The organism is uncultured Friedmanniella sp. (assembly GCF_964244285.1).
In the GTDB taxonomy this organism is placed as follows: Bacteria; Actinomycetota; Actinomycetes; order Propionibacteriales; family Propionibacteriaceae; genus Microlunatus.
This window is the reverse complement of the sequence record NZ_CAXTHT010000003.1, coordinates 1-25924: the sequence shown is the minus strand read 5'-3', so window position 1 is coordinate 25924 and position 25924 is coordinate 1. Positions and strand designations below refer to the sequence as shown.

The 25924-nt window shown below is 70.5% G+C and carries 25 protein-coding genes and 3 tRNA genes; 13 read left to right on the top strand and 15 right to left on the bottom strand.

Going from position 1 to position 25924, the window contains the following annotated elements:
* Positions 1 to 14: 14 nt before the first annotated feature.
* The 3 genes from ACFE7W_RS08090 to ACFE7W_RS08080 are packed head-to-tail and all read right to left on the bottom strand — an operon-like array spanning position 15 to position 4838.
* Positions 15 to 1088, bottom strand: a complete 1074-nt coding sequence (locus ACFE7W_RS08090) for a 4Fe-4S dicluster domain-containing protein (protein ID WP_375424262.1) — start codon at positions 1086 to 1088, stop codon at positions 15 to 17.
* Entirely contained in the window at positions 1085 to 4447 is a 3363-nt protein-coding gene (gene fdh, locus ACFE7W_RS08085; RefSeq protein WP_375424261.1) for a formate dehydrogenase, read from the bottom strand. The genes ACFE7W_RS08090 and fdh overlap by 4 nt, the downstream gene beginning before the upstream one ends.
* A 58-nt stretch (positions 4448 to 4505) precedes the next feature.
* Positions 4506 to 4838, bottom strand: a complete 333-nt coding sequence (locus ACFE7W_RS08080) for a type II toxin-antitoxin system PemK/MazF family toxin (RefSeq protein ID WP_375424260.1) — start codon at positions 4836 to 4838, stop codon at positions 4506 to 4508.
* 345 nt (positions 4839 to 5183) lie between these two features.
* Between ACFE7W_RS08080 and ACFE7W_RS08075 the strand changes: the two genes are divergently transcribed.
* The 5 genes from ACFE7W_RS08075 to ACFE7W_RS08055 all read left to right on the top strand — a co-directional run bounded on the left by ACFE7W_RS08075 (position 5184) and on the right by ACFE7W_RS08055 (position 7681).
* Entirely contained in the window at positions 5184 to 5330 is a 147-nt protein-coding gene (locus ACFE7W_RS08075; protein ID WP_375424259.1) for a hypothetical protein, read from the top strand.
* A gap of 44 nt (positions 5331 to 5374) precedes the next feature.
* On the top strand, positions 5375 to 5833 hold the full coding sequence (locus ACFE7W_RS08070; protein WP_375424258.1) for a hypothetical protein: 459 nt from the start codon (positions 5375 to 5377) through the stop codon (positions 5831 to 5833).
* Between the two features lie 270 nt (positions 5834 to 6103).
* Complete coding sequence (locus tag ACFE7W_RS08065) at positions 6104 to 6604, top strand: cupin domain-containing protein (protein WP_375424257.1); 501 nt, start codon at positions 6104 to 6106, stop codon at positions 6602 to 6604.
* Complete coding sequence (locus ACFE7W_RS08060) at positions 6597 to 7319, top strand: alpha/beta hydrolase (RefSeq protein WP_375424256.1); 723 nt, start codon at positions 6597 to 6599, stop codon at positions 7317 to 7319. The genes ACFE7W_RS08065 and ACFE7W_RS08060 overlap by 8 nt, the downstream gene beginning before the upstream one ends.
* Positions 7320 to 7429: 110 nt before the next feature.
* Entirely contained in the window at positions 7430 to 7681 is a 252-nt protein-coding gene (locus ACFE7W_RS08055; RefSeq protein WP_375424255.1) for a zinc-ribbon domain-containing protein, read from the top strand.
* 24 nt (positions 7682 to 7705) lie between these two features.
* On the opposite strand, the gene ACFE7W_RS08050 is transcribed toward ACFE7W_RS08055, so the two are convergent.
* Positions 7706 to 8683: an NAD(P)H-quinone oxidoreductase gene (locus ACFE7W_RS08050; protein WP_375424254.1), complete on the bottom strand. Its 978-nt coding sequence runs from the start codon at positions 8681 to 8683 to the stop codon at positions 7706 to 7708.
* A 67-nt stretch (positions 8684 to 8750) separates the two neighbouring features.
* Between ACFE7W_RS08050 and ACFE7W_RS08045 the strand changes: the two genes are divergently transcribed.
* A tRNA-Ser gene (locus ACFE7W_RS08045) sits at positions 8751 to 8840 on the top strand.
* Between the two features lie 490 nt (positions 8841 to 9330).
* Here ACFE7W_RS08045 and ACFE7W_RS08040 read toward each other — a convergent pair.
* Positions 9331 to 9960 carry a hypothetical protein gene (locus ACFE7W_RS08040; protein ID WP_375424253.1) on the bottom strand — a complete coding sequence of 210 codons (630 nt, stop codon included), beginning with the start codon at positions 9958 to 9960 and terminating at the stop codon, positions 9331 to 9333.
* Between the two features lie 333 nt (positions 9961 to 10293).
* Between ACFE7W_RS08040 and ACFE7W_RS08035 the strand changes: the two genes are divergently transcribed.
* Positions 10294 to 11910, top strand: a complete 1617-nt coding sequence (locus ACFE7W_RS08035) for a hypothetical protein (RefSeq protein ID WP_375424252.1) — start codon at positions 10294 to 10296, stop codon at positions 11908 to 11910.
* Positions 11911 to 12041: 131 nt separating this feature from the next.
* Here the strand turns inward: ACFE7W_RS08035 and ACFE7W_RS08030 are convergent, their stop codons facing one another.
* Positions 12042 to 12929 carry a helix-turn-helix transcriptional regulator gene (locus tag ACFE7W_RS08030; RefSeq protein ID WP_375424251.1) on the bottom strand — a complete coding sequence of 296 codons (888 nt, stop codon included), beginning with the start codon at positions 12927 to 12929 and terminating at the stop codon, positions 12042 to 12044.
* A 172-nt stretch (positions 12930 to 13101) separates the two neighbouring features.
* Between ACFE7W_RS08030 and ACFE7W_RS08025 the strand changes: the two genes are divergently transcribed.
* Both ACFE7W_RS08025 and ACFE7W_RS08020 read left to right on the top strand, forming a co-directional pair.
* Positions 13102 to 13956 (top strand): SDR family NAD(P)-dependent oxidoreductase, encoded by an 855-nt coding sequence (locus ACFE7W_RS08025; protein ID WP_375424250.1) that lies wholly within the window; start codon positions 13102 to 13104, stop codon positions 13954 to 13956.
* A 239-nt stretch (positions 13957 to 14195) separates the two neighbouring features.
* Positions 14196 to 14681 (top strand): hypothetical protein, encoded by a 486-nt coding sequence (locus ACFE7W_RS08020; protein WP_375424249.1) that lies wholly within the window; start codon positions 14196 to 14198, stop codon positions 14679 to 14681.
* Positions 14682 to 14709: 28 nt separating this feature from the next.
* On the opposite strand, the gene ACFE7W_RS08015 is transcribed toward ACFE7W_RS08020, so the two are convergent.
* Complete coding sequence (locus ACFE7W_RS08015; RefSeq protein ID WP_375424248.1) at positions 14710 to 16302, bottom strand: LCP family protein; 1593 nt, start codon at positions 16300 to 16302, stop codon at positions 14710 to 14712.
* Positions 16303 to 16490: 188 nt separating this feature from the next.
* Between ACFE7W_RS08015 and ACFE7W_RS08010 the strand changes: the two genes are divergently transcribed.
* A tRNA-Ser gene (locus tag ACFE7W_RS08010) sits at positions 16491 to 16581 on the top strand.
* Positions 16582 to 16709: 128 nt separating this feature from the next.
* On the opposite strand, the gene ACFE7W_RS08005 is transcribed toward ACFE7W_RS08010, so the two are convergent.
* The 5 genes from ACFE7W_RS08005 to ACFE7W_RS07985 all read right to left on the bottom strand — a co-directional run bounded on the left by ACFE7W_RS08005 (position 16710) and on the right by ACFE7W_RS07985 (position 20155).
* Complete coding sequence (locus tag ACFE7W_RS08005) at positions 16710 to 17120, bottom strand: type II toxin-antitoxin system VapC family toxin (protein ID WP_375424247.1); 411 nt, start codon at positions 17118 to 17120, stop codon at positions 16710 to 16712.
* Positions 17117 to 17353: a type II toxin-antitoxin system Phd/YefM family antitoxin gene (locus ACFE7W_RS08000; protein ID WP_375424246.1), complete on the bottom strand. Its 237-nt coding sequence runs from the start codon at positions 17351 to 17353 to the stop codon at positions 17117 to 17119. Before ACFE7W_RS08000 ends, ACFE7W_RS08005 begins: the two co-directional genes overlap by 4 nt.
* Before the next feature lie 41 nt (positions 17354 to 17394).
* Entirely contained in the window at positions 17395 to 17613 is a 219-nt protein-coding gene (locus ACFE7W_RS07995; RefSeq protein ID WP_375424245.1) for a hypothetical protein, read from the bottom strand.
* On the bottom strand, positions 17613 to 18797 hold the full coding sequence (locus ACFE7W_RS07990; protein WP_375424244.1) for an anion permease: 1185 nt from the start codon (positions 18795 to 18797) through the stop codon (positions 17613 to 17615). Before ACFE7W_RS07990 ends, ACFE7W_RS07995 begins: the two co-directional genes overlap by 1 nt.
* A 122-nt stretch (positions 18798 to 18919) precedes the next feature.
* The gene (locus ACFE7W_RS07985; protein WP_375424243.1) at positions 18920 to 20155 is read right to left on the bottom strand and encodes an arylsulfotransferase family protein; all 1236 of its coding nucleotides are present in this window, start codon (positions 20153 to 20155) and stop codon (positions 18920 to 18922) included.
* A gap of 145 nt (positions 20156 to 20300) precedes the next feature.
* Between ACFE7W_RS07985 and ACFE7W_RS07980 the strand changes: the two genes are divergently transcribed.
* Positions 20301 to 20376: transfer RNA gene (locus tag ACFE7W_RS07980), tRNA-Arg, on the top strand.
* An 80-nt stretch (positions 20377 to 20456) separates the two neighbouring features.
* Positions 20457 to 21689 carry a multidrug effflux MFS transporter gene (locus ACFE7W_RS07975; RefSeq protein ID WP_375424242.1) on the top strand — a complete coding sequence of 411 codons (1233 nt, stop codon included), beginning with the start codon at positions 20457 to 20459 and terminating at the stop codon, positions 21687 to 21689.
* A gap of 108 nt (positions 21690 to 21797) precedes the next feature.
* Here the strand turns inward: ACFE7W_RS07975 and ACFE7W_RS07970 are convergent, their stop codons facing one another.
* The 3 genes from ACFE7W_RS07970 to ACFE7W_RS07960 form a co-directional block, all read right to left on the bottom strand.
* A complete protein-coding gene (locus tag ACFE7W_RS07970; protein ID WP_375424241.1) occupies positions 21798 to 22712 on the bottom strand; it encodes a class I SAM-dependent methyltransferase in 915 nt (304 codons plus the stop codon).
* A 31-nt stretch (positions 22713 to 22743) separates the two neighbouring features.
* Entirely contained in the window at positions 22744 to 24066 is a 1323-nt protein-coding gene (locus ACFE7W_RS07965) for a phytase (RefSeq protein ID WP_375424240.1), read from the bottom strand.
* An 89-nt stretch (positions 24067 to 24155) separates the two neighbouring features.
* Positions 24156 to 24962: an AraC family transcriptional regulator gene (locus ACFE7W_RS07960; protein ID WP_375424239.1), complete on the bottom strand. Its 807-nt coding sequence runs from the start codon at positions 24960 to 24962 to the stop codon at positions 24156 to 24158.
* A gap of 70 nt (positions 24963 to 25032) precedes the next feature.
* Between ACFE7W_RS07960 and ACFE7W_RS07955 the strand changes: the two genes are divergently transcribed.
* The gene (locus ACFE7W_RS07955; protein ID WP_375424238.1) at positions 25033 to 25809 is read left to right on the top strand and encodes a phytanoyl-CoA dioxygenase family protein; all 777 of its coding nucleotides are present in this window, start codon (positions 25033 to 25035) and stop codon (positions 25807 to 25809) included.
* Positions 25810 to 25924: the final 115 nt, after the last annotated feature.

Below are 25924 nucleotides of genomic sequence, written 5' to 3'. Positions count from 1 at the left end.
CACGCCTGGCCGGGTCACGACCGTCGCGCTCCCGCGAACGCGGTGGCCGCCGCCGCCAGCAGGCCGAGGGCGGCGAGACCGGCGTGCCGCCACATCCGCGGCAGGTCGGCCGTGGTGACGATCGGATCGGGCGGGAAGCCGTAGACCTCGGGCTCGTCGAGCAGCAGGAAGAACGCGCCCGCGCCGCCGACGCCGTTGGTCGGGTCCTCTGCGTAGAGCTGGGCGTTCATCACCCCGGCCGCCTGCAGCGTGGCGACCCGCTTCTCCGCCCGCTCGCGCAGCTCGTCGACGTCGCCGAACTGGATCGACTGGGTCGGGCAGGCGTTGGCGCAGGCCGGGGTCTGGTCGTGGCTCAGCCGGTCGTAGCAGAGGGTGCACTTCTGCGCGATGCCGCCGTTCTTGACCTTCGGCACGCCCTTGGCGCTCTTTTCCCCGATCCGCCGGTCGATGACGCCGAACGGGCAGCCGGCCACGCAGTAGCCGCAGCCGTTGCAGATGTCGTCCTGCACGACCACCGTGCCGAACTCGGTCCGGAACAGCGCACCCGTCGGGCAGACGTCCAGGCAGCCGGCGTTGGTGCAGTGCTTGCAGACGTTCGAGGCCATCAGCCAGCGGAAGTCTGTCCGCTCGCCCGCCTCCGACGACGCGCTGGGCAGGTCGAACGCCGGCATGCCCAGGTCGACCAGCGGCTGCTCGTGCACGGACCGCGCCGTCGAGGCGAGGATGTCCTCGCCCACCCCGAAGTCCGGTCCGACCGCGGTCTCGGGGACGCCGATGGTGATGCCGGTGTCCAGCCCGGCCACAGGCTTACGCTGCTCGATGAACTCGACGTGCCGCCAGGTGTTCGCGCCGAGCGCGCCGGTGTTGTCGTACGAGCTGCCCAGCAGCTCGTAGATGCCGTCCTGGGGGACGCCGTTCCACTCCTTGCAGGCCACCTCGCAGGCCTTGCAGCCGATGCAGATCGAGGTGTCGGTGAAGAAGCCCTTGCGAGAGGGGGGCTCGTCCCAGCCGGCCCGCACCGCCGGGCCGGCCGGACCCGCCGAGGTGAAGGCCTGGTCGTAGCCGAGGTGGCCGTCCTGGTCACTCATGGGGTTCCTCCCTCCGGTTCTGCGTCGCTGGCGTGCTTGCCGTCGGGACCCTCGGGTGGCGTCCGCTGCTGGTTGCCGGTGGCGGTGGTGACGTGGGCCCGGTCCCGGTGTGCCGCGACGTAGTCCAGCAGCGCCGGACCTCTCGGCCGGCGGCCCGGCTGGATGTCGCAGGAGGCGACCTTGGTCTCCTGGATGTGCACGTTCGCGTCCAGGGTCACGCCGAACAGGTCGTTGGCCGAGTCGCCGGTCACCAGGGCGTCGCCGCCCACGCCCCAGTGGTACGGCAACCCGATCTGGTGGACCGTCCGGCCGGCGATCCGCAGCGGCGCCATCCGTTCCGTCACCATCACCCGGGCCTCGATCGCGGTCCGGGCACTGATCAGGGTGGCCCAGCCGTTGTTCACCAGCCCACGCTCGCGGGCCAGCTCGGGGGAGACCTCGCAGAAGAACTCCGGCTGCAGCTCCGAGAGCACCGACTGCCAACGGCTCATCCCGCCGGCCGTGTGGTGCTCGGTCAGCCGGTACGTGGTGAACACGTACGGGTAGAGCTCGGTGCCCGGCTCGTCCCCGGACGGGTTCTGCAGGTTGTCCTGCCGCGGGAACACCTCCCGCGTCGGGTTGGACTGCTGCCGCGACATCGGGTTGCTGACCGGTGACTCCTGCGGCTCGTAGTGCTCCGGCAGCGGCCCGTCGAGCAGCCCGGCCGGCGCGTAGAGCCAGCCCTTCCCGTCGGCCTGCATGATGAACGGGTCGTCACCGTCCAGCGCGGCCGGGCCCGAAGCGCCTTCCGGCGCCCGGTACGACGGAGCCTTGCCGACCTCGAAGTCGGGGACGTCGTGCCCGGTCCACCTGCTTGTGGCCTCGTCCCACCAGACCAGCGCCTTGCGCTCGCTCCACGGCTTGCCCTCGGGGTCGGCGGCGGCACGGTTGTAGAGGACGCGGCGGTTCATCGGCCACGCCCAGCCCCACTCCGGTGCGACCCAGGACTGCTCCCGGCCGGGCTTGCGGCGGGCCGACTGGTTGATCCCGTCGGCGTAGACGCCGGTGTAGATCCAGCAGCCGCCGCTGGTCGAGCCGTCCGGCTTCATCTCGTTGAAGGTGTTGAGCAGCTGGCCCTTCTTCTCGCCCTCGAGGAAGTAGCCGTTGATCTCCTTCAGCACCGACTCGGGGTCGATCTCACCGTCCTCCTGGCGGGGGTAGTCCCAGGTGAGGTCCAGGATCGGCCGGTCGCGGTGATCGGTGGAACCGGCCAAGCGCGCCCGGATCTTCTCACCCAGCAGGTGGAAGAACTCCAGGTCGCTCTGGCAGTCCCCGGGCGGGCTGACCGCCTTGTGGTGCCACTGCAGCATCCGCTGGGTCTGGGTGAAGGTGCCGCCCTTCTCCACGTGCGCCGCCGCGGGGAAGAAGAACACCTCGGTGTCGATCTCCTCGGTCCTGAGCTCGCCTGTCTCGATCTCGGGTCCGTCGGACCAGAACGTGGCCGACTCGATCAGGTTGAGGTCACGGACCACCAGCCACTTGAGGTGGGACAGGCCCATCCGCTGCATCTTGCCGTGGGCCGAGCCGACCGCCGGGTTCTGGCCCAGCAGGAAGTAGCCGTCGATCTCGTCCCGCAGCATCGACATCACCGTGGCGTAGGTGCCGTGGTCGCCGGTGAGCCGGGGCAGGTAGTGGAAGGCGTAGTCGTTCTCCGCCGTCGCCGCCTCGCCCCAGTACGCCTTGAGCAGGCTGACGGTGTAGCTCTTGGCGTTGGTCCAAAAGCCCTTCTGGTCCGGGCTCGCGATCTCGGCCACGTACTCGTCGAGGCTGTCGTGCGGGCCGACCTTGGGCATCGGCAGGTAGCCGGGCAGCAGGTTGAACAGGGTCGGGATGTCGGTCGAGCCCTGGATGCTCGCGTGCCCGCGAAGCGCCATGATGCCGCCGCCCGGACGGCCCATGTTGCCCAGCAGGAGCTGGATGATGGCCGAGGTACGGATCATCTGGACCCCGACGGTGTGGTGGGTCCAGCCGACCGAGTAGACCCAGCAGGTCGTCCGTTCGCGGCCGCTGTTGGCGGTCACGGCCTCGCAGACCTCGAGCAGCTGCTCGGGGGAGATGCCGCAGGTCTCCTGCACCATCTCGGGGGTGTAGCGGGCGTAGTGCCGCTTGAGCACCTGGAAGACGGTACGGGGGTGCTGCAGCGTCTCGTCCCGCTTGATCTTCGAGTGGTCCAGGGCCGCACCGTGGCCTCCCAGCTCGTGTCCGGCGCCGCGGCTGGCCTCGCTCTGCTCGCTCTCCTCGCCCGTCCCTGCCGCGCCGGTGCCCGGGTCGGAGGCCGGGCCGCCACCGGCCGAGTGCTCGCCCATGCCCTCATAGGCCCAGCTCGAGGTGTCGTACTTGCCCGTCTCCGGGTCGTAGCCGGAGAAGACGCCGTCCAGCTCGTCGACGTCGCGGAAGTCCTCGCTGACCAGCATCGAGGCGTTGGTGTAGCGGCGGACGTACTCGTCGAAGTAGAGCTCGTTGCTGAGGATGTAGTTGATCACCGCCCCGAGGAAGACGATGTCGCTGCCGGCCCGGATCGGGACATGGGTGTCCGCCACCGCGGAGGTGCGGGTGAAGCGCGGGTCGATGTGGATGACCTTGGCGCCGCGTGCCTTCGCCTCCATCACCCACTGGAACCCGACCGGGTGGCACTCGGCCATGTTCGAGCCCTGGATGACGATGCAGTCAGAGTTCTGGATGTCCTGCAGGAAGCCGGTGGCACCGCCGCGGCCGAACGAGGCTCCCAGACTGGGAACCGTGGCACTGTGTCAAATACGGGCCTGGTTCTCGATCTGGATCGCGCCCAGCGCGGTGAAGAGCTTCTTGATCAGGTAGTTCTCTTCGTTGTCCAGCGTGGCGCCGCCCAGAGCCGCGAAGCCCATCGTGCGGCGGACCGGACGGCCCTCGGGGTCGGTGTCCTGCCAGTGGGTCCGACGCGAGGCCACCATCCGGTCGGCGATCATGTCGGTCGCCTCCTCGACGCCGATCTTCTCCCAGACCGTGCTCTTCGGCCGGCGGTAGAGCATCGTCGTCGCGCGTCCGGGGGAGTTGACGAGCTGCTCGCTCGCCGAGCCCTTGGGGCAGAGCCGACCGCGGGAGACCGGTGAGTCCGGGTCGCCCTCGATCTGGACGACGTGCTCGTCCTTCACGAAGACCTTCTGCCCGCAGCCCACCGCGCAGTACGGGCAGATGCTCTGCACCACCCGGTCCGCGCTGGTCGTGCGCGGCGTGATGGCCCGCGTACGCGCTGACTGCACGGCCGCCCCACGGCCGAGCGGGTCGTTCCCCGTCAGCTGCCGGACGACCGGCCAGCTGAGGAACGTCGTCTTGAGATCCATGTCACGCCTCCCGGCTGCAACATAGCCCGGGCTTTCGGGCCATCGCGGGTGGGTGTGGCTAGAGGGCCAACAGCCGACCGAGGATGAGGTCGATGCGGGCCATGGTCACAAGGTTGACCTGACCCATTCGGCGTTCGAACCGCAGCGGGGACACGGCCCGGATGTCCTCGCACTCGGCGTAGCTCGGCGCGGTCAGACCCGAGGCGCCCGGTTCGATCTCCACGTGCGTCGATCGGCTGCGCTGGCTACGCGTGAGCGGGAGGATCGTGATGACAGGTGGATCACTCAGCAACCACGGGGCGGCGCTGACGAGCAGGACGGGCCGGCGCAGTGCCTGTTCGTAGTCGACCGGCTGGCCCAGGTCGGCGAGGTGCAGGTCCCCGCGCCTCACCACTCATCCTGAAGGCCCAGAGCGTCGTCAAGAGAGACGTGTGAGTCCTGGAGAGTGTCATCGGGCAGGTAGCCCTGGCGTTCCGCTGCAGTCAGGGCCCCGTGCTCCTTCGCCACAGCCGACCAGAACGATCGCTCCTCGGACTCGTCCAGCGCGCGGGCGATGACCGTTCCGAGCGTGACGTGCTGGAGCTGAGCCCGAGCGGCAAGCCGGTCGCGTAGCTGTTTGGATACTTTGATGGTAGTGACAGCCGACATACCCGCGGGTATACCTCCGTGGCCACCCGGGGGGTGACGAGGAGCCGGGGTAGCGTCGCGGTCACGACGACGAACGAGAGGACAGGCCGTGGCCGAGAAGAAGGGCAAGGGCAGCGACACCGCCAAGAAGGCGAACGCCAAGGCGTCCAAGGAGGGCAAGAAGAACCCCCGCACGTCCTCCGCCGCCCAGTCCGAGCTGGGCAAGAAGGGCGGCAAGACCAAGAAGAAGAAGTAGGTCAGGGCGGCGCCGCCGGTACGGCCGTGCGTCATGATCAGCACGTGAGCGAACCCTCAGGCTTCCCGCCCTACGAGCCCGACGGCCTGCCGGCCAGCCGACCGCCACGGCCGGCGGCGGTCGGCCATCGCGTTGGCCGCGCCGAGGGGGTGGCGACCCGCGTGGAGTCCCAGGGGACGGAACGGTCGAGCGAGACGATCCTGGCCTTCCGGCTGGTCGACCCGGCGTCCGGACGGCCGGTCGAGGTGGAGCTCCGGGGCCGGAGCCTCGCCGGCACGGTCCGCGACGGCGACTGGATCGAGGCGGCGGGTGAGCCCGGCCGGTCGGGACGGCTGGAGCTGGCCCGGGTGACCAACCTGACCACCAGCTCCGAGGTCACGGCCGTCGGGAGCTCCGCCACCGCCGGAGCCAAGGTGTTCAAGATCGTCTTCCTGATCATCTTCGTCGCCATCCTGCTGGCAGTCGTCGGGGTCGCGATCTGGATGTTCCAGCAGCCCTTCTGACCCTCCCGCCGTTCGCATGCCGGACAGGGCGGCTGGCGTCGCGCGGGTTCTCTAGTGTTCCTGTAGGGAATGTCGGATCGACCAGGAGGGGGGTGGTGTCGTGCGGAAGAGGTGGAGGACCGCTCCCGCCAGTGGCGGCGGGCCGCCCAGGAGCGGGTACCGACCAGCCGGTCCACGGGCTCGGGGGCGAGCACCTCGTCGATCACCAGCAGGGCGGCCCCGCGGACGCCGGCTGGGCAGCGATCTCGTGACCACCACAGGGAGCAACACATGACCGATGTCCCCGAGCACCTTCATGACGACGAGCACGATGCCTTCCACCAGCGGCTGCACCACGTCGGGCCGTCCGGCCTGATCTCCGATACCGGCCAGACCACCGGCATGCGCCGGGTCGAGGCGATCAGCGGCAAGACCGTCGGCTCGGAGAACCTCTGGATGGGTCAGACACACGTGGCGGCCGAGACCAGGTCGGGCAACCACCACCACGGGCACTCCGAGACCGCCATCTACGTCACGCAGGGCCACCCGGTCTTCGTCTTCCTCGAGCCGGGCACCGACGGCCAGCCCGACCACGAGGTGCGGATCGCCACCTCGCCGGGGGACTACGTCTACGTCCCGCCGTGGGTGCCGCACCGGGAGGAGAACCCCGACCCGGACGAGGAGGCCGTCGTGGTCATCGCGCGGACCACCCAGGACGCGATCGTGGTGAACGTGCCCGACCTGCGGTGGGTGGGTTCGGTCGGGACGACCGGCCAGGTGCAGGATGTCTGATCCGGCCGCCGGCTCCGGGGCGGTGGCCTTCGACGAGGCGCCGCCGCTGGCCCCGCGAGGCACCGTCGTGGTGCTGCTCGGGCGTGGTGAGGACCCGTCGGTCTACGAGCGGCTGGGCCGGCGGTTGTCCGGCGACGCCTGGCGCGTCCGGGTGACCAGCGGGCACGACGACGAGACGGTGCGGAGTGAGGTGGAGCTGCTGCTCGCGGACCCGGCGGCCGTGGCCCCGGTGGTGCTGCTCGGCTCGGACAGCGGAGCGGCCCGCGCCGTCCGGCTGGCGGTCGGGGCCGACGTCGCGGCCGTGGTGCTGGGCGGGCTGCTGCCCGCCGACGGCGCAACGGCCTCGTTCGGCGACTTCGACGCCGAGCTCGTGGCCCGCACCTCGTGCCCGGCTCACCGGGCGCGGCTGAGCGCCGACCCCGCCTTCGTCCGCAACGCGCTGGCGGTCACCCTGAGCCCTGAGGACCTCGACGCGCCGCTGTCGGCCGTAGGCGTCCCGGTGCTGGCCCTGCACGGAGGTGTGGACCCCATCGCACCCCCCGACGCTGCCGTCGCGCGTTACCGGGGCGCCGCCGACGTCGAGGTCTTCACCACCACTGGCGGTGTGCACGACGTGTTCAACGACATCACGCACCGCGTCTCCTCGGCGCTGGTCGTGCTCTTCCTCGAACGGGTCAAGGCCGGCCGGCCGCTGGTGCAGCAGGTGCCGGGCTGAGCGAGCCCACGATCGCGCGACGGGCGGCCGTTGAGGGGCACTCCCGTTACGGCCCGAGAAGATGGCAGGCTTGCCCCTCGGCGCTCACCGCGGGCGCGAGAGGAGCGGACATGTTGATCTTCGGGTTCAGCACCAAGCAGGTCCTGCTGGCCACGCTGGTCTACATCTGCGAGGTCTGCGGTAACAACGCGGCGCACCGGCTGATCAAGCGCGTGCGGCGCTTCACGCTGTTCTTCATCCCAATCTTCCCGGTCGGCACCCGCTACATCGACACCTGCACCGCGTGCGGGCGGGGACTCAAGGTGCCAGGCGACCGGGCCGAGTCCGTCGCCGCCAGCCAGGGTGCGTCCGAGCTCCGCTGAGCTCTCCGATTCCGTGAGCCTGGCTCAGGGAGCGGCAGCGGTCAGTACGACCTTGCCGAGGTTGTCCCCGGACTCCAGGTGGGCGTGGGCCGAGGCGGCCTCGGCGAGGGGGAACAGGGTCTGCGGCGTCAGCTGGATGGTCCCGTCGCCGATCAGCGGCCAGACGTGCTCCACCACGTGCCGGCAGATCTCGGCCTTCGCCGCGGGCGGGCGGGACCGGAGCGTCGTCGCCCGGACCACGGCCCGCTTCGCCAGCAGGGCCCCGAGGTCGAGGGTGCCCTTGCTGCCGCCCTGCAGGCCGATTACCACCAGCCGACCCTCCGTGGCGAGCAGTCCGACGTGGTCACCCAGGTACGTCGCGCCCATGCTGTCCAGGATCAGGTCCACGCCGTCCGGAGCGATCTCGTGCAGCTGGGCGACCCAGTCGTCGCGGTACGACAGGGCGTGGTCGGCACCGATGCGGCGGCAGTAGTCCAGCTTGTCGGGGCTGCCCGCCGTGGTGACGACGGTGGCGCCGAGGTGGTGCGCGTACTGGATCGCGAACGAGCCGATGCCGCCCGAGCCGCCGTGCACGAGGAAGACCTCCCCGCGTGCCAGCCCCGCGAGCTCCAGGTTGGAGACCACCGTGGCCGCGACCTCGATCACCCCGGCCGCCTCGACCAGGCTGAGCCCGGGCGGCGGGACCACGACCTGGCCCGACGGTACGGCGACCTGCTCGGCGTACCCGCCGCCGGCCAGCAGAGCGACGCACTCCTGGCCGACCTCCCAGCCCTCGACGCCGGCCCCCAGCGCAGCCACGTGGCCGGACACCTCGAGGCCGATGATGTCGCTGGCACCGGGCGGCGGCGGGTAGAAACCCTGGCGCTGCATCAGGTCGGCCCGGTTCACCCCGGACGCGGTCACCGCGACGACGATCTGGCCGGCCCCGGCTTCAGGGTCCTCCACCTCCGCCACCGCAAACGCCTCCGGCCCGCCCGGCTGCCGCACCACCATCGCCTGCATGGCTCGAGCCTGCCACCGGCCCCGGTCGGCTACGCTTCCGGGGTTCCGGCGGCACGCTCGCCGGCCCGGCGAGGTCGCATAGTGGACTAGTGCAGGCGCCTTGAAAGCGCCCGAGCGGGAGACCGTTCCGTGGGTTCGAATCCCACCCTCGCCGCCAGGAGCCGGGCGGACGGGTGCGAGAACTGGCCGGACGCTACGACAACCGGGACCGGCTCAGGGTCTGGGTGCGAGGCCACAGGTCGACCCCGGTAACACGTCAAGCCACTCCTGCGCCAACCTCCTGGCCGACGCCGATGGACTGGTCGGCAACCTCACGGTCGGCGCTCCTGCGCGACGGGCTCGAGACCTTGATCCGGGTGGAAAGCGCCCGGCGGCTCGCCAGCCTGTGTGGGTCGGACGTACGCGCGTCGGCCGCACCGCGGCGCTCACCGGGATGGTCGACCCCTCAATCTGGATTGGCCATCTCCACCCTCCGGAGCCACACCTCGCTGCGTTGATTCAGACGAGGTCGGCTGCCACGCTCATGTTCTCGAAGCGAAAAAGTTGGCCGCCGCCGCCTTGTGATGACGTCCTCGATGTCGCCGTCCGGGGCACAGATGGTGAACGAACGTCGGGTTTGTGTGAGGGCCGCGAGGACCGCAGGCGGGTCAGCTGTTCTGGGCCTCCCAGACGAGTGCGCCGGAGGCGGTGCCGCCCTGGGTGCTGTCCGGGGCGGCGCTGTCCAGGGTGTAGGTGAACTTGAACGTACGCGACTCATCCGCCGTGCCGGTCGGGGTCCAGGTGCCGAGCCCGCTGGCGTAGCTCGTGTAGGTCGAGCCGAAGCCGAGGAACGAGCCGCTGAACAGGACGGACTCGCGGGATGAGGTCGAGAAACCCGAGCAGGAGCCGAAGGAGCCGCCGGTGCCCTGGGTGACCGTGAGGTTCATGTAGGCGGCCAGCGGGGTGGTGCCGTTCATGTCCGTCGCGTACAGCTTGACCGCCGAGGCCAGATTGCCGCGGGAGGTCACGACCACGCACTTGGTCCCGGTCGTCCCCGGCTTGAGGTTGCCCACGTTGAAGGCCGCGCTGTTGGCGTCGTCGTCGTCGAGGGCGACGGTGCCGCTGGTCCAGTTGGCGGCCGGGTTGGTGGTGGTGGCCGAGTAGGCGGAGTAGGAGGCCTGGGAGACCAGGAGGCCGGAGACCACCAGGGCCAGCGGGATCGTCGCCAGCGAGAGGACCTTGGCGACCTTGCCGACCCGGGGTCGGTTCTCTGCGGTGCGGACGTCGGTGCTGGACATGCGGTGCTCACTCCTGGGGTCTGGTGCTCGTACCGGGCCCGGTCTTCCGGGCTGATGGGAAGCACTCTGCCGAGATGACCTCAGGAGTCACACGGGCGTCCGGACGGGGTACCTCAAGGTTGAGTCAGGATCGGACCACCAGGGCTGCCGGGTCGGTCAGCACCGATATCCGCCTTCTCCGCCCGTTCCGTGGGTACGCTTCGCCGACGTCCGGCGGTGCTGCGTCGGCATCGGTCGGGGGACCGTGCACGTTTTCCGTCCTCGCCCCCGACAAGGCCACCGCACGCCAGACAGTTCTCGGCTCAGCGGGCCGGCCTGGAAATCAGACGCGATATGTCGAAGTTCCTCTTCATGGTGCGGGCGACCGCGTTCGCGATCACGCTGATCAGCGGCCTGCACGCGCTGCCGCCCGGGACGCCCGTCGAGGGCTCGGACGCGCCCACCGAGACCCAGCCGGCAACCCGCTGCGGGACGTGCGGTCTGGACCCGAGTGCTCGCTACCTCAAGGACGGCACGGGCATCTTCGCCGGAGTCGGGCGCACGTTGCCTGCCACGCCGAACGGAAAGAAGGTGGCGGTCTGGCGGCACAACGCCTACACCGACTCGCTCTCCTCCGAAGCGGCGAACGCGCGCGCGACCTACGCCGAGATCGACAAGAGCCTGGCGGCCAAGGCCGACGTCCTCGAGATCGACGTCAGCTATGGCGCCAATGGCCCGAGGGTGGACCACGGCGACGCCGCCTTCCCGATGGCGCTGGACGACGTCCTGAACCATGCGCGCTTCGAGAACTCGAGTGCCATGATCGCCATCGAGCTGAAGGACCACGCGCCGGGCACCAAGGTCCAGCTCGCCACGCAGGTGCTCGACGCCCTGCGGAGCAACGCCGCCTTCGCCACCTCCGCCCGCCCCGCGCTCGTGCTGAGCTTCGACGACGATCAGCTGGAGACGAGCAAGAAGGCGCTCGCCAAGGCCCGCTACGACTCGATCCGACCTCACGTCAGGTTCATCTACGGCGTCGGGAACGCCAAGGACCTCACCGTCGCGCAGCAACAGGCCAAGGTCACCTGGGCCCGGGCCCGGCGGATCGACGCCCTCGACTGGGAGCTCGATCGGCAGAGCAACCTCACGGCCGGCATGGACTATGCCAAGGCGCGAGCCTTGAATGTCGGGTTCTACCACGTGGCCGGCGACCAGGCCTTTCCTGAATGGCTCGCGGGGCTGCGCGAGTCCGTGGACTGGATGGCGACGGACAACTCGGTGGCCGAGGTGAGGAAGCTCATCACGCGCGGCGGTCACGACCTGGCCTTCATCAACCCCCAGCAGACTCCGCTGAGCGGTCCGGTCCCGTGGCGGTACCAGGGGACCCGCGGGGTTCCGCTACGGGCGAGTAGTCAGGGTGGCGTCAGCAACCGGGTCCAGCTGCAGAAGCTCGGTCCGGGCCACACCGCGGTGGGGACCGTCGCGAAGTTCGTCTCGGCGGAGAACGACCGATGGAACCTCGGGTCACTGCAGAGTGCCGATGGCGTCGCCATCACGGCGGTCGTCAAGTTCAACGCCGCGGCGGCCCGAGGTCACCGGGCCGTGGTCGTCGCCAACTCGCGGTCCGGTGGCTACTCGCTGTTCCAGTCCACGAGTGCCGGCGGGTCGTCCTGGACCTTCACGTTCCTGGTCGTGATCAACGGCGTCAACCACTACGCCGTTCAGCACCTGAAGAAGTTCGACACCAGGAAGACCTACATCCTGAGCGCCGCCTGGAGGAGCGGCCAGCCGCTGAGACTGTGGATCAACTACGACCGGCACGGTGTCGCCCAGACGTCGGCCATCCGCGGTCGGATGACGCCGAGCGGTCGGCCGACCTACGTCGGAGCACGTCCTGCGTCGGGCCGGTCCTCGGGTCTGTCGGGCTACGCCGACCTGCAGCTCCGGATGGTCAACCTGCAGACGTGGTGACCGCGGGCCCTGTCACCAGTAGCCGTGAGTCCAGCTCCTCACGGATCAGGGTGTGGTCCACGTCGGCCGGCCCCGGCGGTGCGGGCCGCCTCGGTTGGGTCAACGAACCGGTGTGGGCGGTCCGGGGTGGTTCAAGCGGGGCGCTCACCAGCGGCGTTCACCCGTGACACAGGTACGGGAGAGAGTGTCCAGCTGGCGAGGAGGTCGAGGGCCTCGCGTGAGGACGTGCCCGCTTCGGTGGTGTAGACGAACAGCGCCTGGTCGGGGTCACCGGGGAGCGTCAGGGTCTCGTAGGCGATCGTCAGTGCGCCGACCACGGGGTGGTGGAGCCGTTTGGTCCCGTGGGTGCGTTGGTAGACCGAGTGCTCGTCCCACCAGCCTCGGAACTCCGCACTGCTCGTGGCGAGATAGTTCACGAGGTCAGCTGTGGCGCGGTCGTCGGGGTCGTCGCCGACACTGAGGCGTAGCCCGTGGACGGCGTTTCGGGCCTGTTCGGCCCAGTCGACGAACAGGGCCCGGGCGCTGTCGTCGAGGAGCAGCCAGCGCGTGTAGTTGCGTTCGGCCGCGGGGAGTCGGTCGAAGTCGACGAGAAGGGCGCGAGCCATCTTGTTGGTCGCCAGGACGTCACCGCGCCGGCCGGTCACGAAGGCGGGTTGTGAGCCGAGCGCCTCGAGGAACTGGTGCAAGCTGGGCCGCGCCCGCTGCACCACGCGGTGGCGCCGCTGGCTGCTTGCCGACACAGGTCCGACGAGGTGGTCGAGGTGAAGACGTTCGGCCTCGTCGAGGTCGAGGGCGCGGGCGATGGCCTCGACCACCGCGGCGCTGGGTGAGGCCTTCCGGCCCTGTTCGAGCCTGGTGTAGTAGTCGGTCGAGACTCCGGCGAGCATCGCCACCTCTTCCCGGCGGAGCCCGGGGACCCTGCGGGTGCGGGTGTCGGGCGGCAAGCTGGTGCGGCCCGGGTCGACCTTGCTCCGCGCGCGCCGCAGGAACTCGGCCAGGTCGTGGTGGAAACCGCTCACCTCGTCATTGTCACCGTCGCGATCACTGCCTGCAGCGGTCAGGCTGGGCCCACCAGTCCTAGGACCAGCGGGGCATCTCCTGGGCTCCCGTCGTGGCCGTCCAGAGCACAGGGTGGATCTGCAGCACTCCAGGACGGGGACAGTCCCCGCCCATCCCGCAGAGGAGACACCCATGTCCTACCCCACCGCGTCGCCCGCCACCTGGCTCGTCACCGGCACCTCGCGTGGCTTCGGCCTGGAGCTGGTCAAGCAGCTGCTCGACCGTGGTGACAACGTCGCGGCGACCACTCGTTCGCGTGAGCGGTTGCTCGGCGCCACCCCCGGGGCCGACACCACCCGGCTGCTGCCCCTCGAGGTCGACCTGCGGGACGCCACCGCCGTGCAGGCCGCCGTGACCGAGGTCGCCACCCGCTTCGGAGACGTCGACGTCGTGGTCAACAACGCCGGGTACGGCTTCCTCGGCGCCGTCGAGGAGACCACCGACGCTGAGGTCCGCGACATGTTCGAGGTGCAGGTCTACGGCACCTGGAACGTCTTGCGCTCAGTCCTGCCCCGCTTCCGCGCCCGCCGCAGCGGCCACGTCGTCAACATCTCCTCCATCCTGGGACTGGTGGCGGTGCCGGGTTGGGGCCTGTACTCGTCGGCGAAGTTCGCCGTCGAGGGCCTCACCGAGGCACTGGCGGCAGAGGTGGCCGAGTATGCCGTCAAGGTCAACCTCGTCGAGCCCGGCTACTTCAACACCGACTTCCTGACCTCGAACTCGCTGGCCCTGCCGCGCGAGACGACGCCGGGCTACCAGTCGATACGTGACATGACACAGGTCCACCTGGACATGCCGGGCAGCCAGCCGGGCGACCCGGTCAAGGGCGCTGCGGCCATCATCGACCTGGTGGTGAGCGGTGACGGACCCATGCGCCAGTTGCTCGGGTCGGACTCCTACGCCTACGCGAAGGCCAAGATCCAAGCTCTGACGGCTGATGTCGAGGCCGGCAAGACCGTGGCCCACTCGACCGACTACCCGCGGTGACGCGCGACGCTCGGTGACGATCTGCCGAGGCTGCGGGGGCCAGCCAGGTGTCAGGACCACCGGACCACGGGATGCGCGTACGCCGGTGCCCCACGCGGCACCCGGCTGACCTCCCGGTGCCCGTTGTCGTGGGAAGCCTGACGCTGGGTTCGCACCCGCCGAGTCCGCCGTCCGCCGGATCCGGAGCGGCAACGGTCCTGGCTGGGAGCGGTCGGAGTGACGTCAGTAGGGTTTCGGTGGTGAGTGCGACCCCGCCGACCCCGCCGCCCCAGCGGTTCACCCTCAACGCGCCCCCGCCCGTCCGGCCGCTGGCGATCGCCGCGGGGACGGTGGTGGTCGGAGCGGTGCTGCTGGTGCTCTGGCACGGCCTCTCGCTCCCGCTGGCGGCGGCCGTCCTGGCCGGGCTGCTGCTGGTGCTGGGAGTGGCGCTCGTGCTGGCGGCGCTGCTGTTCACCGCGCGGCTGCGGACCGAGGTCCGGCTCTACCCGGACGCCATCACCGTGCGGCGCCGCGACCAGGAGCGTTCGGTGTCCTGGCGTGAGATCACCGAGGTCAGCCTGACGCATCCGCGACTGGCGCTGCTGACCGCCGAGCGGACCGGCGGTGTGGTGGTGGTCAACCCGCGGCAGGCCTCGGACCCGGTCTTCTCCTCGTTGGTGGAGGAGGTCCGGCGGCGTCTGGACGCCGACCGGGGCTACAGCGACCAGCCCCTGTCTCCGTCCTAGCCCCCGTCCAGCGAGCCAGCGCGGTGCCTCAGCCGCGGTACGGCGTGGCGGTGGCGGCCATCTGCGGGTCGTAGGCGCAGCTGTCGTCCACGCTCTCGCTCTCGGTGGCCTTCTTCTTGCCCGAGCTGTTCTTCTTGCTCGGACCGCTGGTCGACGTCACCGTCTTGGTCTCCCCGATCGCGGCCTTGACCCGGTCGCGCATCACGTCGAAGTCGGGGTTGTAGCTGAGGAAGCCGTCCTCGCCGTTACGGAAGACGATGCTGCGGACGTTGCCGTCCTTGACCCGCAGCCCGAGGTCGACCAGCAACGGCAGCACCTCCTGTGGCACGTCGGTCTGCACGATCTGCTTACCCGCCTTGGCAATGTCCTCGTAGCGCGACAGCAGCGTGGTCGGGCTGGCCTGCTTGATGATCGCGTTGATCACGCAACGCTGCCGGTCCATCCGGGCGAAGTCGTCGGAGCCGTAACGGCCGCGGGCGTACCAGAGGGCGCTCCGGCCGTTGAGCTTCTGGTTCGCGCCGGGGTGCAGGAACTCCTTCGGCGGGATGTGCAGGTCGGTGTTGCCGCCGATCGGGATGTAGGAGTTGATGTTGACCCGGATACCGCCCAGCGCGTCGACGAGGGTGCTGAAGCCCTTCAGGTCGATCAGCGCGTAGTAGTCCACCTTGAGCCCGAGCGCAGAACCGACGGACAGCTTGAGGGCGTCGGCGCCGAGGTCGTCGGTGGGTCCGAGGACGTTCTTCGGCACGCTCGCGGGCACGTTCTGGTAGATCGCGTTGAGGGCGAACTCCTGGTCGTTGCCGTCGCCGTTGGTGAAGCCGTTGGGGTAGTACTTGTGCAGCGGCGAGCTCTTGGGGAACGGCATCCGGGCGGTGTTGCGGGGCAGGCTGAACAGCGTCGTGTCACCCGTCTTGGTGTCCACGCTGGCCAGGATGACCGTGTCGGTCCGGGTGCCGGTGCGGTCCTTGCCGGCGTCACCGCCCAGCAGCAGGATGTTCAGCCGCGGCTTGTCGGCCCACGGGTCCGGGGCGGCGGTCTGGCCCTTGCTGGACTTGGGTGCGCTGATCTTCGGCCGGGTCGCGCTCTGGCTGTCCTTCTCGCTCTTGAACAGGCCCTGCACGGTGTTGGCGGTGTCGTAGCTGTAGCGGGCCGCCACGGCGGCCGGAGCGGCGACGGCGAAGGCCAGGACGCCCACCAGCAGACCGCCGGCGACGCGCTGCCCGCGGGTGGGGTGGTCGCGCAGGCTCAGGTGGCTGGCTACCACGACCCCCACCCAGACCACGCCGACGACCACCAGCGCCGCGGTCAGCCGCATCAGCACCGCGGGCTTGACGAACTGGCCCAGCAGCCCCTGCAGGTCGAGCAACGCCCAGGCCCCGAGCCCGAGGATGGCGAGCGCGAAGACGCCCAGCACCGCGCCGCCGACGACCCGGCGGCGGGCCGCGATCAGGCCGAGGCCCGGCAGGACCGTCCCGGCCACCGTCAGCAGGACCGTGCTGCGAAAGCTCCGGAGAGCAGGCAGAGCGGTGGCGGCCGGAGCGGCGTCGGACGGCAGGTCCCAGTCCCAGCCCTCGCGGTCGCCCTCGTCCGACGGCGGCTCGCCGGGCGGCTGGTCGGACATGGAGCTCCCGCGAGTTGGTGGCGACGCAACGGTCGACCAGGGGACGAAGTGGCCCTACTGTACGTCCCCGGCCAGGTCAGAGGCACGTTCGCCACCGAGCCGCGGACCGGTGGCCGCAGCGGCTTTTTGCTCGCGGTCGCGCGCGTCGGTAGTCTTGCCCAGCGCTCGTACGCCGAGCGTTCAGGGTGGGAGGCGTCGCCTAGTCCGGTCTATGGCGCCCGCCTGCTAAGCGGGTTTGGGTCTTAAAGCCCATCGCGAGTTCAAATCTCGCCGCCTCCGCCGTCCATCGACACCGTCCCGGTTCTGCTGAGCCGGGGCGGTGTCGTGCTCACGAGACGTTGCCATCTCTGCGGCATGAGGGCCGGTGACCCTCCACAAGGTCAGGTCAGATCACGCGTCGGGTCACCTCACGCGTCGGGGTGAGGGACAGCCACGACGTCCAGACCGTCGATACCCGAGAAGTCCCGCGGATTGCAGGTGTAGAGGGGCAGGTCGTGAGCGATAGCCGTTGCGGCGATGAGGGCGTCGAAAGCGCGGGCCTGGACACGGCGCCCCGACCGGCGGAGGTCGGCGGCGACCCTGCCGTAGGTGCGCGCCACGGCCGCGTCGAACGGCAGCGCGTCGAAACTGTTCTCTGTCTCTTGCAGCCGTACCTGCCGGGCGGCCCGTTCGACCGGGTCGTCAGTGGCCAGGGGTCCGACGGAGAGCTCGGCCAGCGTTATCGCGGTGATGACCGGCTCTTCCGGGAGGCACGCGGCGTCGAGCTCGTCGAGCAGGATGACGGCATTGGTGTCGAGGATGCCGACCCGGGCGGTCACAGAGACTGGTCGATCATCGAATCGACATCACGTCGGAAGCCGGCTGGGTCGATCGGGGGCAGTCGCCTGAAGCGCGCGACCAGGGCAGCGGCCGAGAGGGGCTTACGGCGTAGCGGAATCAGCTGCGCGACCGGCTCGCCGTCGCGAGTGATGGTCACAGCCTCGCCGGCCAGCACGCGATCGAGGACGTGGCCGCCCTGGTTTCGCAAATCGCGGACGGTTGCTTCACTCACGCTCCCAGAGTATCACCGGTGAGACATCGAGTGGCCCGAGCTCAGTGGAACTGCGGCACGATCAGGTACAGGCCGTAGAGCACGAGCAGGCCGGCCAGCCCGAGCAGGCCGTACCCGAGCGGCCGGTTGACCCGATCGCCGCTGCCGACCTGGGCCGGGGTGAGGACGCGAATTCCTGCGGCGAGGAGCGCGACGAAGACCACGGAGCTCACGATCGAGACCACGGCCACGATGGCCAGGGCGGCCCAGTCGATGTGCATCAGACCCCGCTCCGGAGCCGCGGGTGGTCGGGCTGATCGGCGACGGCGGAGCTCGCCGCCCGGGCGCCGGCGAACACCAGCACGTCAGCGCTCTCGGTGACGTTCGCCGCCGAGATCCGGCTGCGGCGGGACAGGGCGAAGATCACGACGCAGGCGGCACCGAGCAGGACCAACAGGGCGATCACACCCGCCAGGCCCAGGTCGGCCAGCAGGGCGGCGAGTCCGCCGACCAGACCGGCGGCCGGCAGCGTGACCAGCCAGGCGACGACCATCCGGCGGGCGAGGCCCCAGCGGACCTGCGCCCCTTCGCGACCGACGCCGGAACCGACGATGCTGCCGGTGCTGACGTGGGTGGTGGAGAGCCCGAAGCCGAGGTGGGAGGAGGCCAGGATCGTGGCCGCCGTCGCCGCGCCGGAGGCCGCACCCTGCGGGGTCTCGATCTCCACGATGCCCTTGCCCATCGTGCGCATGATCCGCCAGCCGCCGGAGTAGGTGCCGAGCCCGATGGCCACGCCCGCCGCGAGCACCACCCACCACTGCGGGCCGGTGCCCGCGCCCTGCAGCCCGGCTGCGATCAGCACCAGGGTGATCACGCCCATCGTCTTCTGGCCGTCGGAGGTGCCGTGCGCCAGCGCCACCAGTGACGCGGTGAAGGCCTGGCCGTACTTGAAGCCGGCGTCGGTCGCGGTCCGGTCGGAGCGACTGGTGATCCGGTACGCGAGGCGGGTGGCCGCCGCGGCCGCGAGCCCGGCGACGAGCGGGGCGACCAGGGCCGGTAGCAGCACCTTGGACACGACCACCCAGCCGTGCACGGTGCCGAGCCCCGCACCCACGACCACGGCACCGATCAGGCCACCGAAGAGGGCGTGGGAGGAGCTGGACGGCAGCCCGAGCAGCCAGGTCAGCAGGTTCCAGACGATCGCACCCACCAGTCCGGCCAGGATGATCGGCGCGGTGACCAGCCGCTCGTCGAAGAAGCCGCCCGAGATGGTCTTGGCCACCTCGGTCGAGAGGCAGGCGCCGACGAGGTTGAGGACAGCGGCCAGCACGACAGCAGTCCGCGGACGGAGGGCCCCGGTGGCGATGGGCCCTGCCATGGCGTTCGCACTGTCGTGGAAGCCGTTGGTGAAGTCGAAGACCAGGGCGACGACGACAACGGCGATCACGACGAACAGCACTGTCACGTCGCTCCTCGGTGGACCACGGGCGAGCCGCCGAGGCGACTCGAGGTGACGCTGGACCCAGCCGTCAGGTGAACTCTAGGCAAACGCTAGACCATGTCAACGCCGCCCCGGGGCCGATCGCGTCAGCGCCACACCTGCCGGTAGCCGCGGTAGGACACGTCCGGCAGGGTGGCGTCGAAGAGCACCTCGCCGGTCGGGGAGAACTCGGTGACCCGTTTGGCGGTGCCCCAACCGACGAAGACGTTGCCGTTCGCCAGCCGCTGTGCGTTGCCCATGGCGTCGGCCTGGACGAGGTCGGGATGCTGGAACCTGCGGACCAGGGTGGCCCGGCGGCGCGTCTCGTCGAGGGACAGCCAGAGGATCCGGCTGCGGGCGTGGGTCTTCACCGTGCCATCGCTGGCGTTGTCGAAGATGCGGAGCTCGTTGGCCGCCTCGAACTCGGCGTCGTGCTGCCAGGCGAACCGGGCCGCCGAGGGGACCGCGAAGTCGCTCTTCTTGCCGCCGAGGCGCCACAGCACCCGGCCGGTGTCGCGCGCGACCTTGTAGACCGCCCAGGTGTGCCGGGCCGAGATGACGAGGTTGCCGTCGGGGGTCGTGTTGACCGAGTTGATGTGGCAGTAGTCCCACGGCTCAGTCGGGTCGTCAGGGACGCCGGCGTGGCTCTCCGACAGAGCGACGTGGTCGAGGGACTCCCAGTGCAGCAGCACCTTGCCGGTGGCCAGGTCGATCTCCTTGGCGATGCCGTTCATCACTACGCCGTTCTTGACGCCGCCGTGGTGGCGCAGGTCGACCCCGGTGGTCGTGACGTAGCTGGTGATCAGGGCGGTGCCGCGCGGGGTGAGCCGGAACTCGTGCTCGTCGGGGCTGATGCCGGCGTGGGTCTCGATGGTGGCGATGACGTGGTGCTCGAGATCGGTGACCACGTCGCGGCCGTTGGCGTACGCGGCGAGTCCGCTGGAGTTCGACTCCCAGTAGGTCAACGCGGGCTTGCCCTGGTAGGTCTGGGTGCGTAGGTCGGCGTAGGACTTCGCGCCGCCGGCGGTCCAGAGCACTGTGCCGGAGGGGTCTGCGATCACCGTCGCCGGAGTGCTGCCCATGTCGGTCAGGAAGATGTCGCCCGGCGCGACGCCCGCGCGGAGGGTGACCACGGTGAACGCGGCCGGGGTCGCGGCGGCGGACGGCGATGAGGACGCGGTGGCTTTGATGGCGCGCCGGACGGGGTCGCCTGCCGCCAGGTCGGTGACCGTCCCGGCGCCGACGAGGCCCGCCAGTCCGCCTCCGGTCAGGACGAGCGCGCGCCGGCGGCTGAACCTGCGGGCGGATCTGGGGGTCGTGGAGGTCGTGGGCTCGGGGTCCATAGGCACACGATGGAGTTTCCCTGATCCGGCTGGCTCGACCCTGAGCCTCTGCTGTGCCCCGGCTGTCCGTCTGGATACGAGTTCGCCTGTCCCGGGGCCGGCCGCTATGCTGAGTGACCGTTGTCCGCGTACGCGCTGACAGCCGGCACCTGTAGCTCAACGGATAGAGCATCTGACTACGGATCAGAAGGTTGGGAGTTCGAGTCTCTCCAGGTGCGCCAGCACCACTGTCCTGTGAGCCATCCCCTTTCCCCCTCGTATGTGCGGCGGCCGTTCGCACCTCGTCTGTATCGTTCTAGACGTGCGAGTCGAGGAGCAGGTCCACCCGTCCGTCGCGAGTGACCGCTCCGCGCTGCCGGCCCTGGTGCCGTTGGCGGTGGTGGCGGGGATCTCGCCGTTGGCGACGGACATGTACATCCCCGGGCTGCCGCAGCTGGCCACCGACCTCGGAACCAGTGCCGGGGTGGCCCAGCTGTCGCTGATGGCGTTCCTGGTCGCCTTCGCCCTGGGGCAGCTGGCTATCGGTCCGGTGAGTGACGCGGTGGGCCGTCGACGCGTGCTGCTGGTGGGCATCGCGGTGTTCACGTTGGCGTCGGTGGTGTGTGCGCTGGCGGCGGACCCGACGGTGCTGGTTGCGGGTCGACTGGTGCAGGGCCTGGCGGGCGCCTGCGGCTCGATCGCCGCGCGGGCGATGGTGACCGATGTCCTGGTCGGCCACGAGCGGGCCCAGATGATCGGGTCGTTGGCTGCGGTGAACGCGGTCGGCCCGGTCGCGGCACCGCTTCTGGGCGGCATCTTGTTGCTGGTCGGCACCTGGCGGTCGTCGTTCTGGGTGCTGACGGTCATCGGAGCGGTGCTGTGCGCGTGGGCGTGGGTCACGTTCCGGGAGACGTTGCCGCCCGAGCGTCGTGCCGTCGGGCTGGGGCTCGGCGCGAACGTCGCGCGGATGGTGGCCCTGCTCAAGATCCCGCGGCTGTCGCTGTACCTCGCCACCTCGTGCGTGGCCACCATCGGCTTCTTCGCCTACATCGCGACGAGCTCGTTCGTGTTCCAGGGGTTCTACGGCTACTCCGAAACCCAATACACCCTCGTGTTCGCGACGAACGCCTCCTGCATGATCGTCAGCACCCTCGCGTTCCGATGGCTGGTGGGCCGGGTCTCGGAGGACCGGATGCTCTCGGTCGGCCTCCTGGTCGGGACGGCGGCGTCGGCCGGGGTCCTCGTGGGTGCGCTGCTCGGGGCACCCGCGGGCGCCGTCTGGGCCTGCCTGGCCGTGGTGACCGGGTCGTTCGGATGGACGGTGACCGCCTCGTCGACCCGGACGCAGGCGCTGGGCCGCGTCACCCCGGGAACCGCGGCGGCGCTGCAGGGCGGGCTGTCGTTCGGCCTCGGCGGGCTGGGGACGCCGCTGGCCGGCCTGCTCGGCGGCTCACCGACGGCGATGGGGGCGATCATGGTCGCGGGCCTGGGCCTGGCCGCGGTGTTGCAGACCGTCGTCCCCCGCGTGCTGCGCCTGTCGTCGAGCGGCGAATAGCCGCCGTGGCGGGCCGACGCGCTCCGTCAGCCATGCGCCCCGTCGGCCCTGAGACGGCCGGAGCGCGGGGCGTCCCACGGCCTGCTGGGCGCACGAGCCAGCCGCCCCTCAACGACGAGCAGTCGGCCCCGGCCGCTTGCGGCTGAGGCGCCGCAGTCGACGCGCGACTCGCTGCAGGTCGGTCGGCGGCGGGTTCGCCACGACACCGGCCAGCCGGTCGAGGCGGGCCGACAGTGCCCGGACCTCCTCGGTCAGGTCCGCCACCCCGGACGCCACCGCGGTCTGGGCCGCCTCGACCCGCTTGGCCGAACCGACCAGGCGCTGCTGGGCGCCGACGGTGATGCCGGCCGGAGGCTCCTGGTCGAGGAGGCGGGGGTTCGTCACCGTGCCTTGGGTGTCCATCCGCAGGAAGCGGGCGGACGGGTGGTCACTGCTCCGGAACGGCGGAACGGCCGGACCGGGACCCTTGCGTCCGACGTGGTAGACCGCCCAGTTCTCGCGCCAGCCCCCGAACTGATCGACCGGCACCGAGTCCATGCCGCTGCCCCAGAAGCCCGGCTGGTCCTTGCGCCGGTCGCTGAGGTCGTACCCCTTCTCCAGCAGGTCCAGGTCGCCGAACAGGAACTCCAGGCACTCCGCGGAGTAGCGCCAGTAGTCGACCGGGCAGGGGTGGTTCCGCCACGAGAACAACGTCCAGGTGATGGCCAGGCCGCCGGGTTTCAGGATGCGGGCGATCTCCCGAGCGGCCAGCCACGGCCGGTCGATGTGCTCGAAGACGTCGGAGGAGAACACCACGTCGAAGGACGAATCCGGGATGGTCGCGCGGCAGTCGGTGATGTCGGCGATGATCGTCTGCGGGATGTCGGACGCCTCGAGGTTGAGGTCGGCGTAGGCGAACCGGGGCGCGGGGAACTCCTGGACGGCGCACTTGGCCAGCCGGTGCCCGCCGATCTCGAGCACGTCCCCCCACAGGTCGAGCGCGTCGACGTAGTGCTGGACCAGCGCTCGGGTGGTCGGTCTCACGCCGGCCCTCCCGCTCGGGGCCTCCAACGCGTCACCGGTGCCGCAGGACCTGGGCGCTCACGAACTTGAAGTCGGTCACCGTCCGCGGCTCGCCGTCGCCGTCGACCACGTCGGGGGTGTTGTCGCCGTCCTGCACCACCAGCAGGCCGTGCGGGTAGCCGGGTAGCGGCGTGGAGACCGTGTCGGCCCCGTCGCAGTCCGACGAGCCGTCCGTCCGGCGGCCATCGACCACGGCGAAGTGCCGCAACGGGGCCAAGGTGCGCCGGTCGTAGGTGTAGAAGGTGTTGTCGCCCTGGCTGGAGACCAGCAGCGTGCCCGAGCGCCGACCCGTCGCGTAGATCGTGAGGCCCTCGACGTCGGCGGCGATCCGGCCGCCGTAGCCCGGGTCGGCTCCGGTGACGGCGCACTCCTCGGTCTTGGGGTCGTACGCGGCGGGCACCCCGAACTCCTGGGTCCGTTCGACGATTCGCGGCTCGGTCCCGAACCGGCCGCGGCCGAGCTTCAGCCGCCACAGGGCGACGTCCTCCTGGGCGGCGTAGAGGGTGTGGTTGGCCTCGTCGACCACCAGGCCCTCGAGCTGTGGGCCCTCACCCGGGTCCTCGCACGGGCTCCACGACCGGCCGTCGCGCAGCCGGAAGCTCGTGGGGAAGTCGGCGGTGTCGACCCGTCGGTAGCTGACCCGGCCGTGCTCGGCCACGAGCCGGAAGAGCCCGATCTGCGGGGTGTGCCGGCGGGTGCCGACGGCGTACGCGGTGCCGTCCGGGTCGACGTAGGTGGTCAGCCCGTAGACCGTCTGCTGGTCGTTCACCTGGGTCTGGTCGGCCGAGAACGCCAGCGGTACGTCGGCGGCGGTGACGTCGGACAGCCGGCCGGTCCGGGCGTCGATGGCGTACGCCCGGATCTGGTCGCGGCCGCGGTCGCTGACCACCGCGAGGTCGACCCTGCGCGCGCCGAGGCGGAAGCCGGGCACGATGTCGACGTTGTTGAAGCGGCCCGGCTCGTCGTCGGCGGCGGGTGCCGCCGGCGGGGCCACGGTCTGCACCAGGCGTCCGCGGAGGTCGAAGACCTGCAGGCCGGCGTTCTTGACCGTGCCGATGACCACGCTGCGGGAGCGGTCGCGCCGGTTGACCCAGATCGCCGGGTCGTCCGCGTCGCCGTTGCCGCCGGCCTCGTCGTCGAACACCGGCGGGGTCTCGACCCTGGCCGTGACCTGGACCAGGGAGTCCGGCTCGGCCCGGTGACCGGTTGAGGTGCCGGCGGCGAGCGCAGGGGCGGGGGTCAGGGCCACGGCGGCACAGGTCACGACGGCGAGGGCGCCGCTCAGCAGCGGGCCAACGGGCAGCAGTCTGTTCACGTGCAGCACCGTAGGGGTGGCCGGCGGGCGGCCGGTGACTCCGAGATGAACGGGGCGTGACCATCGTCCTGGCTCGCGACGAACCAGACTCAGCCGCCGGCGCGTGACCTTCGGTACGCGTTCGGGGAGACCCCGTAGCGGCTGCGGAACCGGTGGGACAGGTGGAACTCGTCGGAGAAGCCCAGCCGGCGGGCGATCTCGCGGCAGGTGAGGTTGGTCAGGGCCAGTAGCGTCGCGGCACTCTCGAGCCGTCGCTCGTTCCGATAGGTCAGCGGGGCACGGTCGAAACGGCGGCGGAACTCACGCCGGAACGCGTCGTAGGGGAGCCCCAGCTGGGCTGCCACCTCCGGCACCGAGACCGGCTGACGCAGGTCACCGACCAGCAGGGCCTCGGCCCGGTGCCACAGGGCGGTGTCCTCGGCCACGTCCGGGGTCAGCGCCCGCGCGACCCACTGGGCGATGGCCCACACCTGGGCTTCGGCCCCCGAGGACGGCGGCGGCCTCCGGATCAGCAGCGCGAGGTCCTCGGCCCGGGCCGCACGCGGCAGGGGTCGGGGCCCGGAAGCGGCCAGCCGTCCCGTCTGGACCAGGAGGTCGAAGACCGGACCCTCGACGACGGCGAACCACTCGGTCCAGCGGTGTCCGGGCTCGGTGCCGTACCAGTGCGCGACCCCGGGCACGACCGCCGTGACGGTCGACGGGTCGATCGGCTGCGCGCGCCCGTCCCCGTCGACGTAGCGGCCTCGACCGGCGGTCACCACCGAGACGACGAACTGGTCCATCGTGCGGAGCCGGCGCGGCATCAGCGGCTCGCCGTCCATCACCTGACCCGCCAGCAGGATGCGTCCGACGGCGGTCGGCAGCCCGTCCGAGATGGTGACCCGCTCGTACGGCACGCGCCAGATCGTACATCTGCTGACCAGTTCGGCCATGGCTTCCCAGCGGCGGCACGGCGAGGCTGACGCCATGAGCATCCCTACCCGAACTCCCGCCGCCGCCCCGACCCTGACCGACGCGATGGTTCGCCAGTACCGCGAGGAGGGCTACGTCGTCCTCGAACGCGCCATCGGTGAGGAGGATCTCGAGCTGCTCCGGAGCGCGGCGCAGTACTCGGTCGAGGCCGCCGAGGCGGAGATGGACGCCGCAGGGGTCGACCGGCTCGGGATCAACGCGAGGGGCAAGCGCTACTTCAGCTCGATGGTCTACCGGCAGCGACCCGAGCTACGGCGCTTTATCTTCGGCCCCGTGATGGAGCAGATCTGCCGCCGGCTGCTCGGTGAGGACGCCTACCTCTTCTGGGAGCAGTACGTGATCAAGGCGGCCGACCCGGACACCCGCTTCGCCTGGCACCAGGACTCGGGCTACGTGCACGAGGACCACGAGCCGTACCTGACCTGCTGGATCGCCCTCGACGACGTGAACGAGGAGAACGGGTCGGTCTACCTGCTGCCCTACAGCCGCTCGGGCATCCGGTCCTACATCAAGCACGTCCGGATCGACTCAGGGGACCAGGTCTGCTACTTCGGCTCCGACCCGGGGATGCCGGTCTGTGTCCCGGCCGGCTCCATCGTCTGCTTCAGCAGCACGGTCATCCACCGCAGCGGGGCGAACCTCACCGACCGGCTGCGCCGGGTGTACCTGCTGCAGTACTCCGACGGCGTGATCTTGGACAAGGCCGGCGCGCAGCCCTGGGGCTCCTTCGAGCCCTTCCTGGCCCGGGGAGCCGTCGTCGCGGGCCGCTGAGCCCAGCGCGCGGAGCAGCACGTCTCCTGCGGTCTGTAACGGAACCGCCCCGCCATCGCGTCTATCCAGTGACGAGGAAAGCGATGACGGCTGAACGGCGTGCGGGGACAGGTGA

Coding starts and splice junctions, on each gene's coding strand:
- ACFE7W_RS08090 (WP_375424262.1), bottom strand. CDS start 1,088: ATGAGTGACCAGGACGGCCACCTCGGCTACGACCAGGCCTTCACCTCG.
- ACFE7W_RS08065 (WP_375424257.1), top strand. CDS start 6,104: ATGACCGATGTCCCCGAGCACCTTCATGACGACGAGCACGATGCCTTC.
- ACFE7W_RS08060 (WP_375424256.1), top strand. CDS start 6,597: ATGTCTGATCCGGCCGCCGGCTCCGGGGCGGTGGCCTTCGACGAGGCG.
- ACFE7W_RS08055 (WP_375424255.1), top strand. CDS start 7,430: ATGTTGATCTTCGGGTTCAGCACCAAGCAGGTCCTGCTGGCCACGCTG.
- ACFE7W_RS08050 (WP_375424254.1), bottom strand. CDS start 8,683: ATGCAGGCGATGGTGGTGCGGCAGCCGGGCGGGCCGGAGGCGTTTGCG.
- ACFE7W_RS08040 (WP_375424253.1), bottom strand. CDS start 9,960: ATGTCCAGCACCGACGTCCGCACCGCAGAGAACCGACCCCGGGTCGGC.
- ACFE7W_RS08035 (WP_375424252.1), top strand. CDS start 10,294: ATGTCGAAGTTCCTCTTCATGGTGCGGGCGACCGCGTTCGCGATCACG.
- ACFE7W_RS08025 (WP_375424250.1), top strand. CDS start 13,102: ATGTCCTACCCCACCGCGTCGCCCGCCACCTGGCTCGTCACCGGCACC.
- ACFE7W_RS08015 (WP_375424248.1), bottom strand. CDS start 16,302: ATGTCCGACCAGCCGCCCGGCGAGCCGCCGTCGGACGAGGGCGACCGC.
- ACFE7W_RS07995 (WP_375424245.1), bottom strand. CDS start 17,613: ATGCACATCGACTGGGCCGCCCTGGCCATCGTGGCCGTGGTCTCGATC.
- ACFE7W_RS07985 (WP_375424243.1), bottom strand. CDS start 20,155: ATGGACCCCGAGCCCACGACCTCCACGACCCCCAGATCCGCCCGCAGG.
- ACFE7W_RS07955 (WP_375424238.1), top strand. CDS start 25,033: ATGAGCATCCCTACCCGAACTCCCGCCGCCGCCCCGACCCTGACCGAC.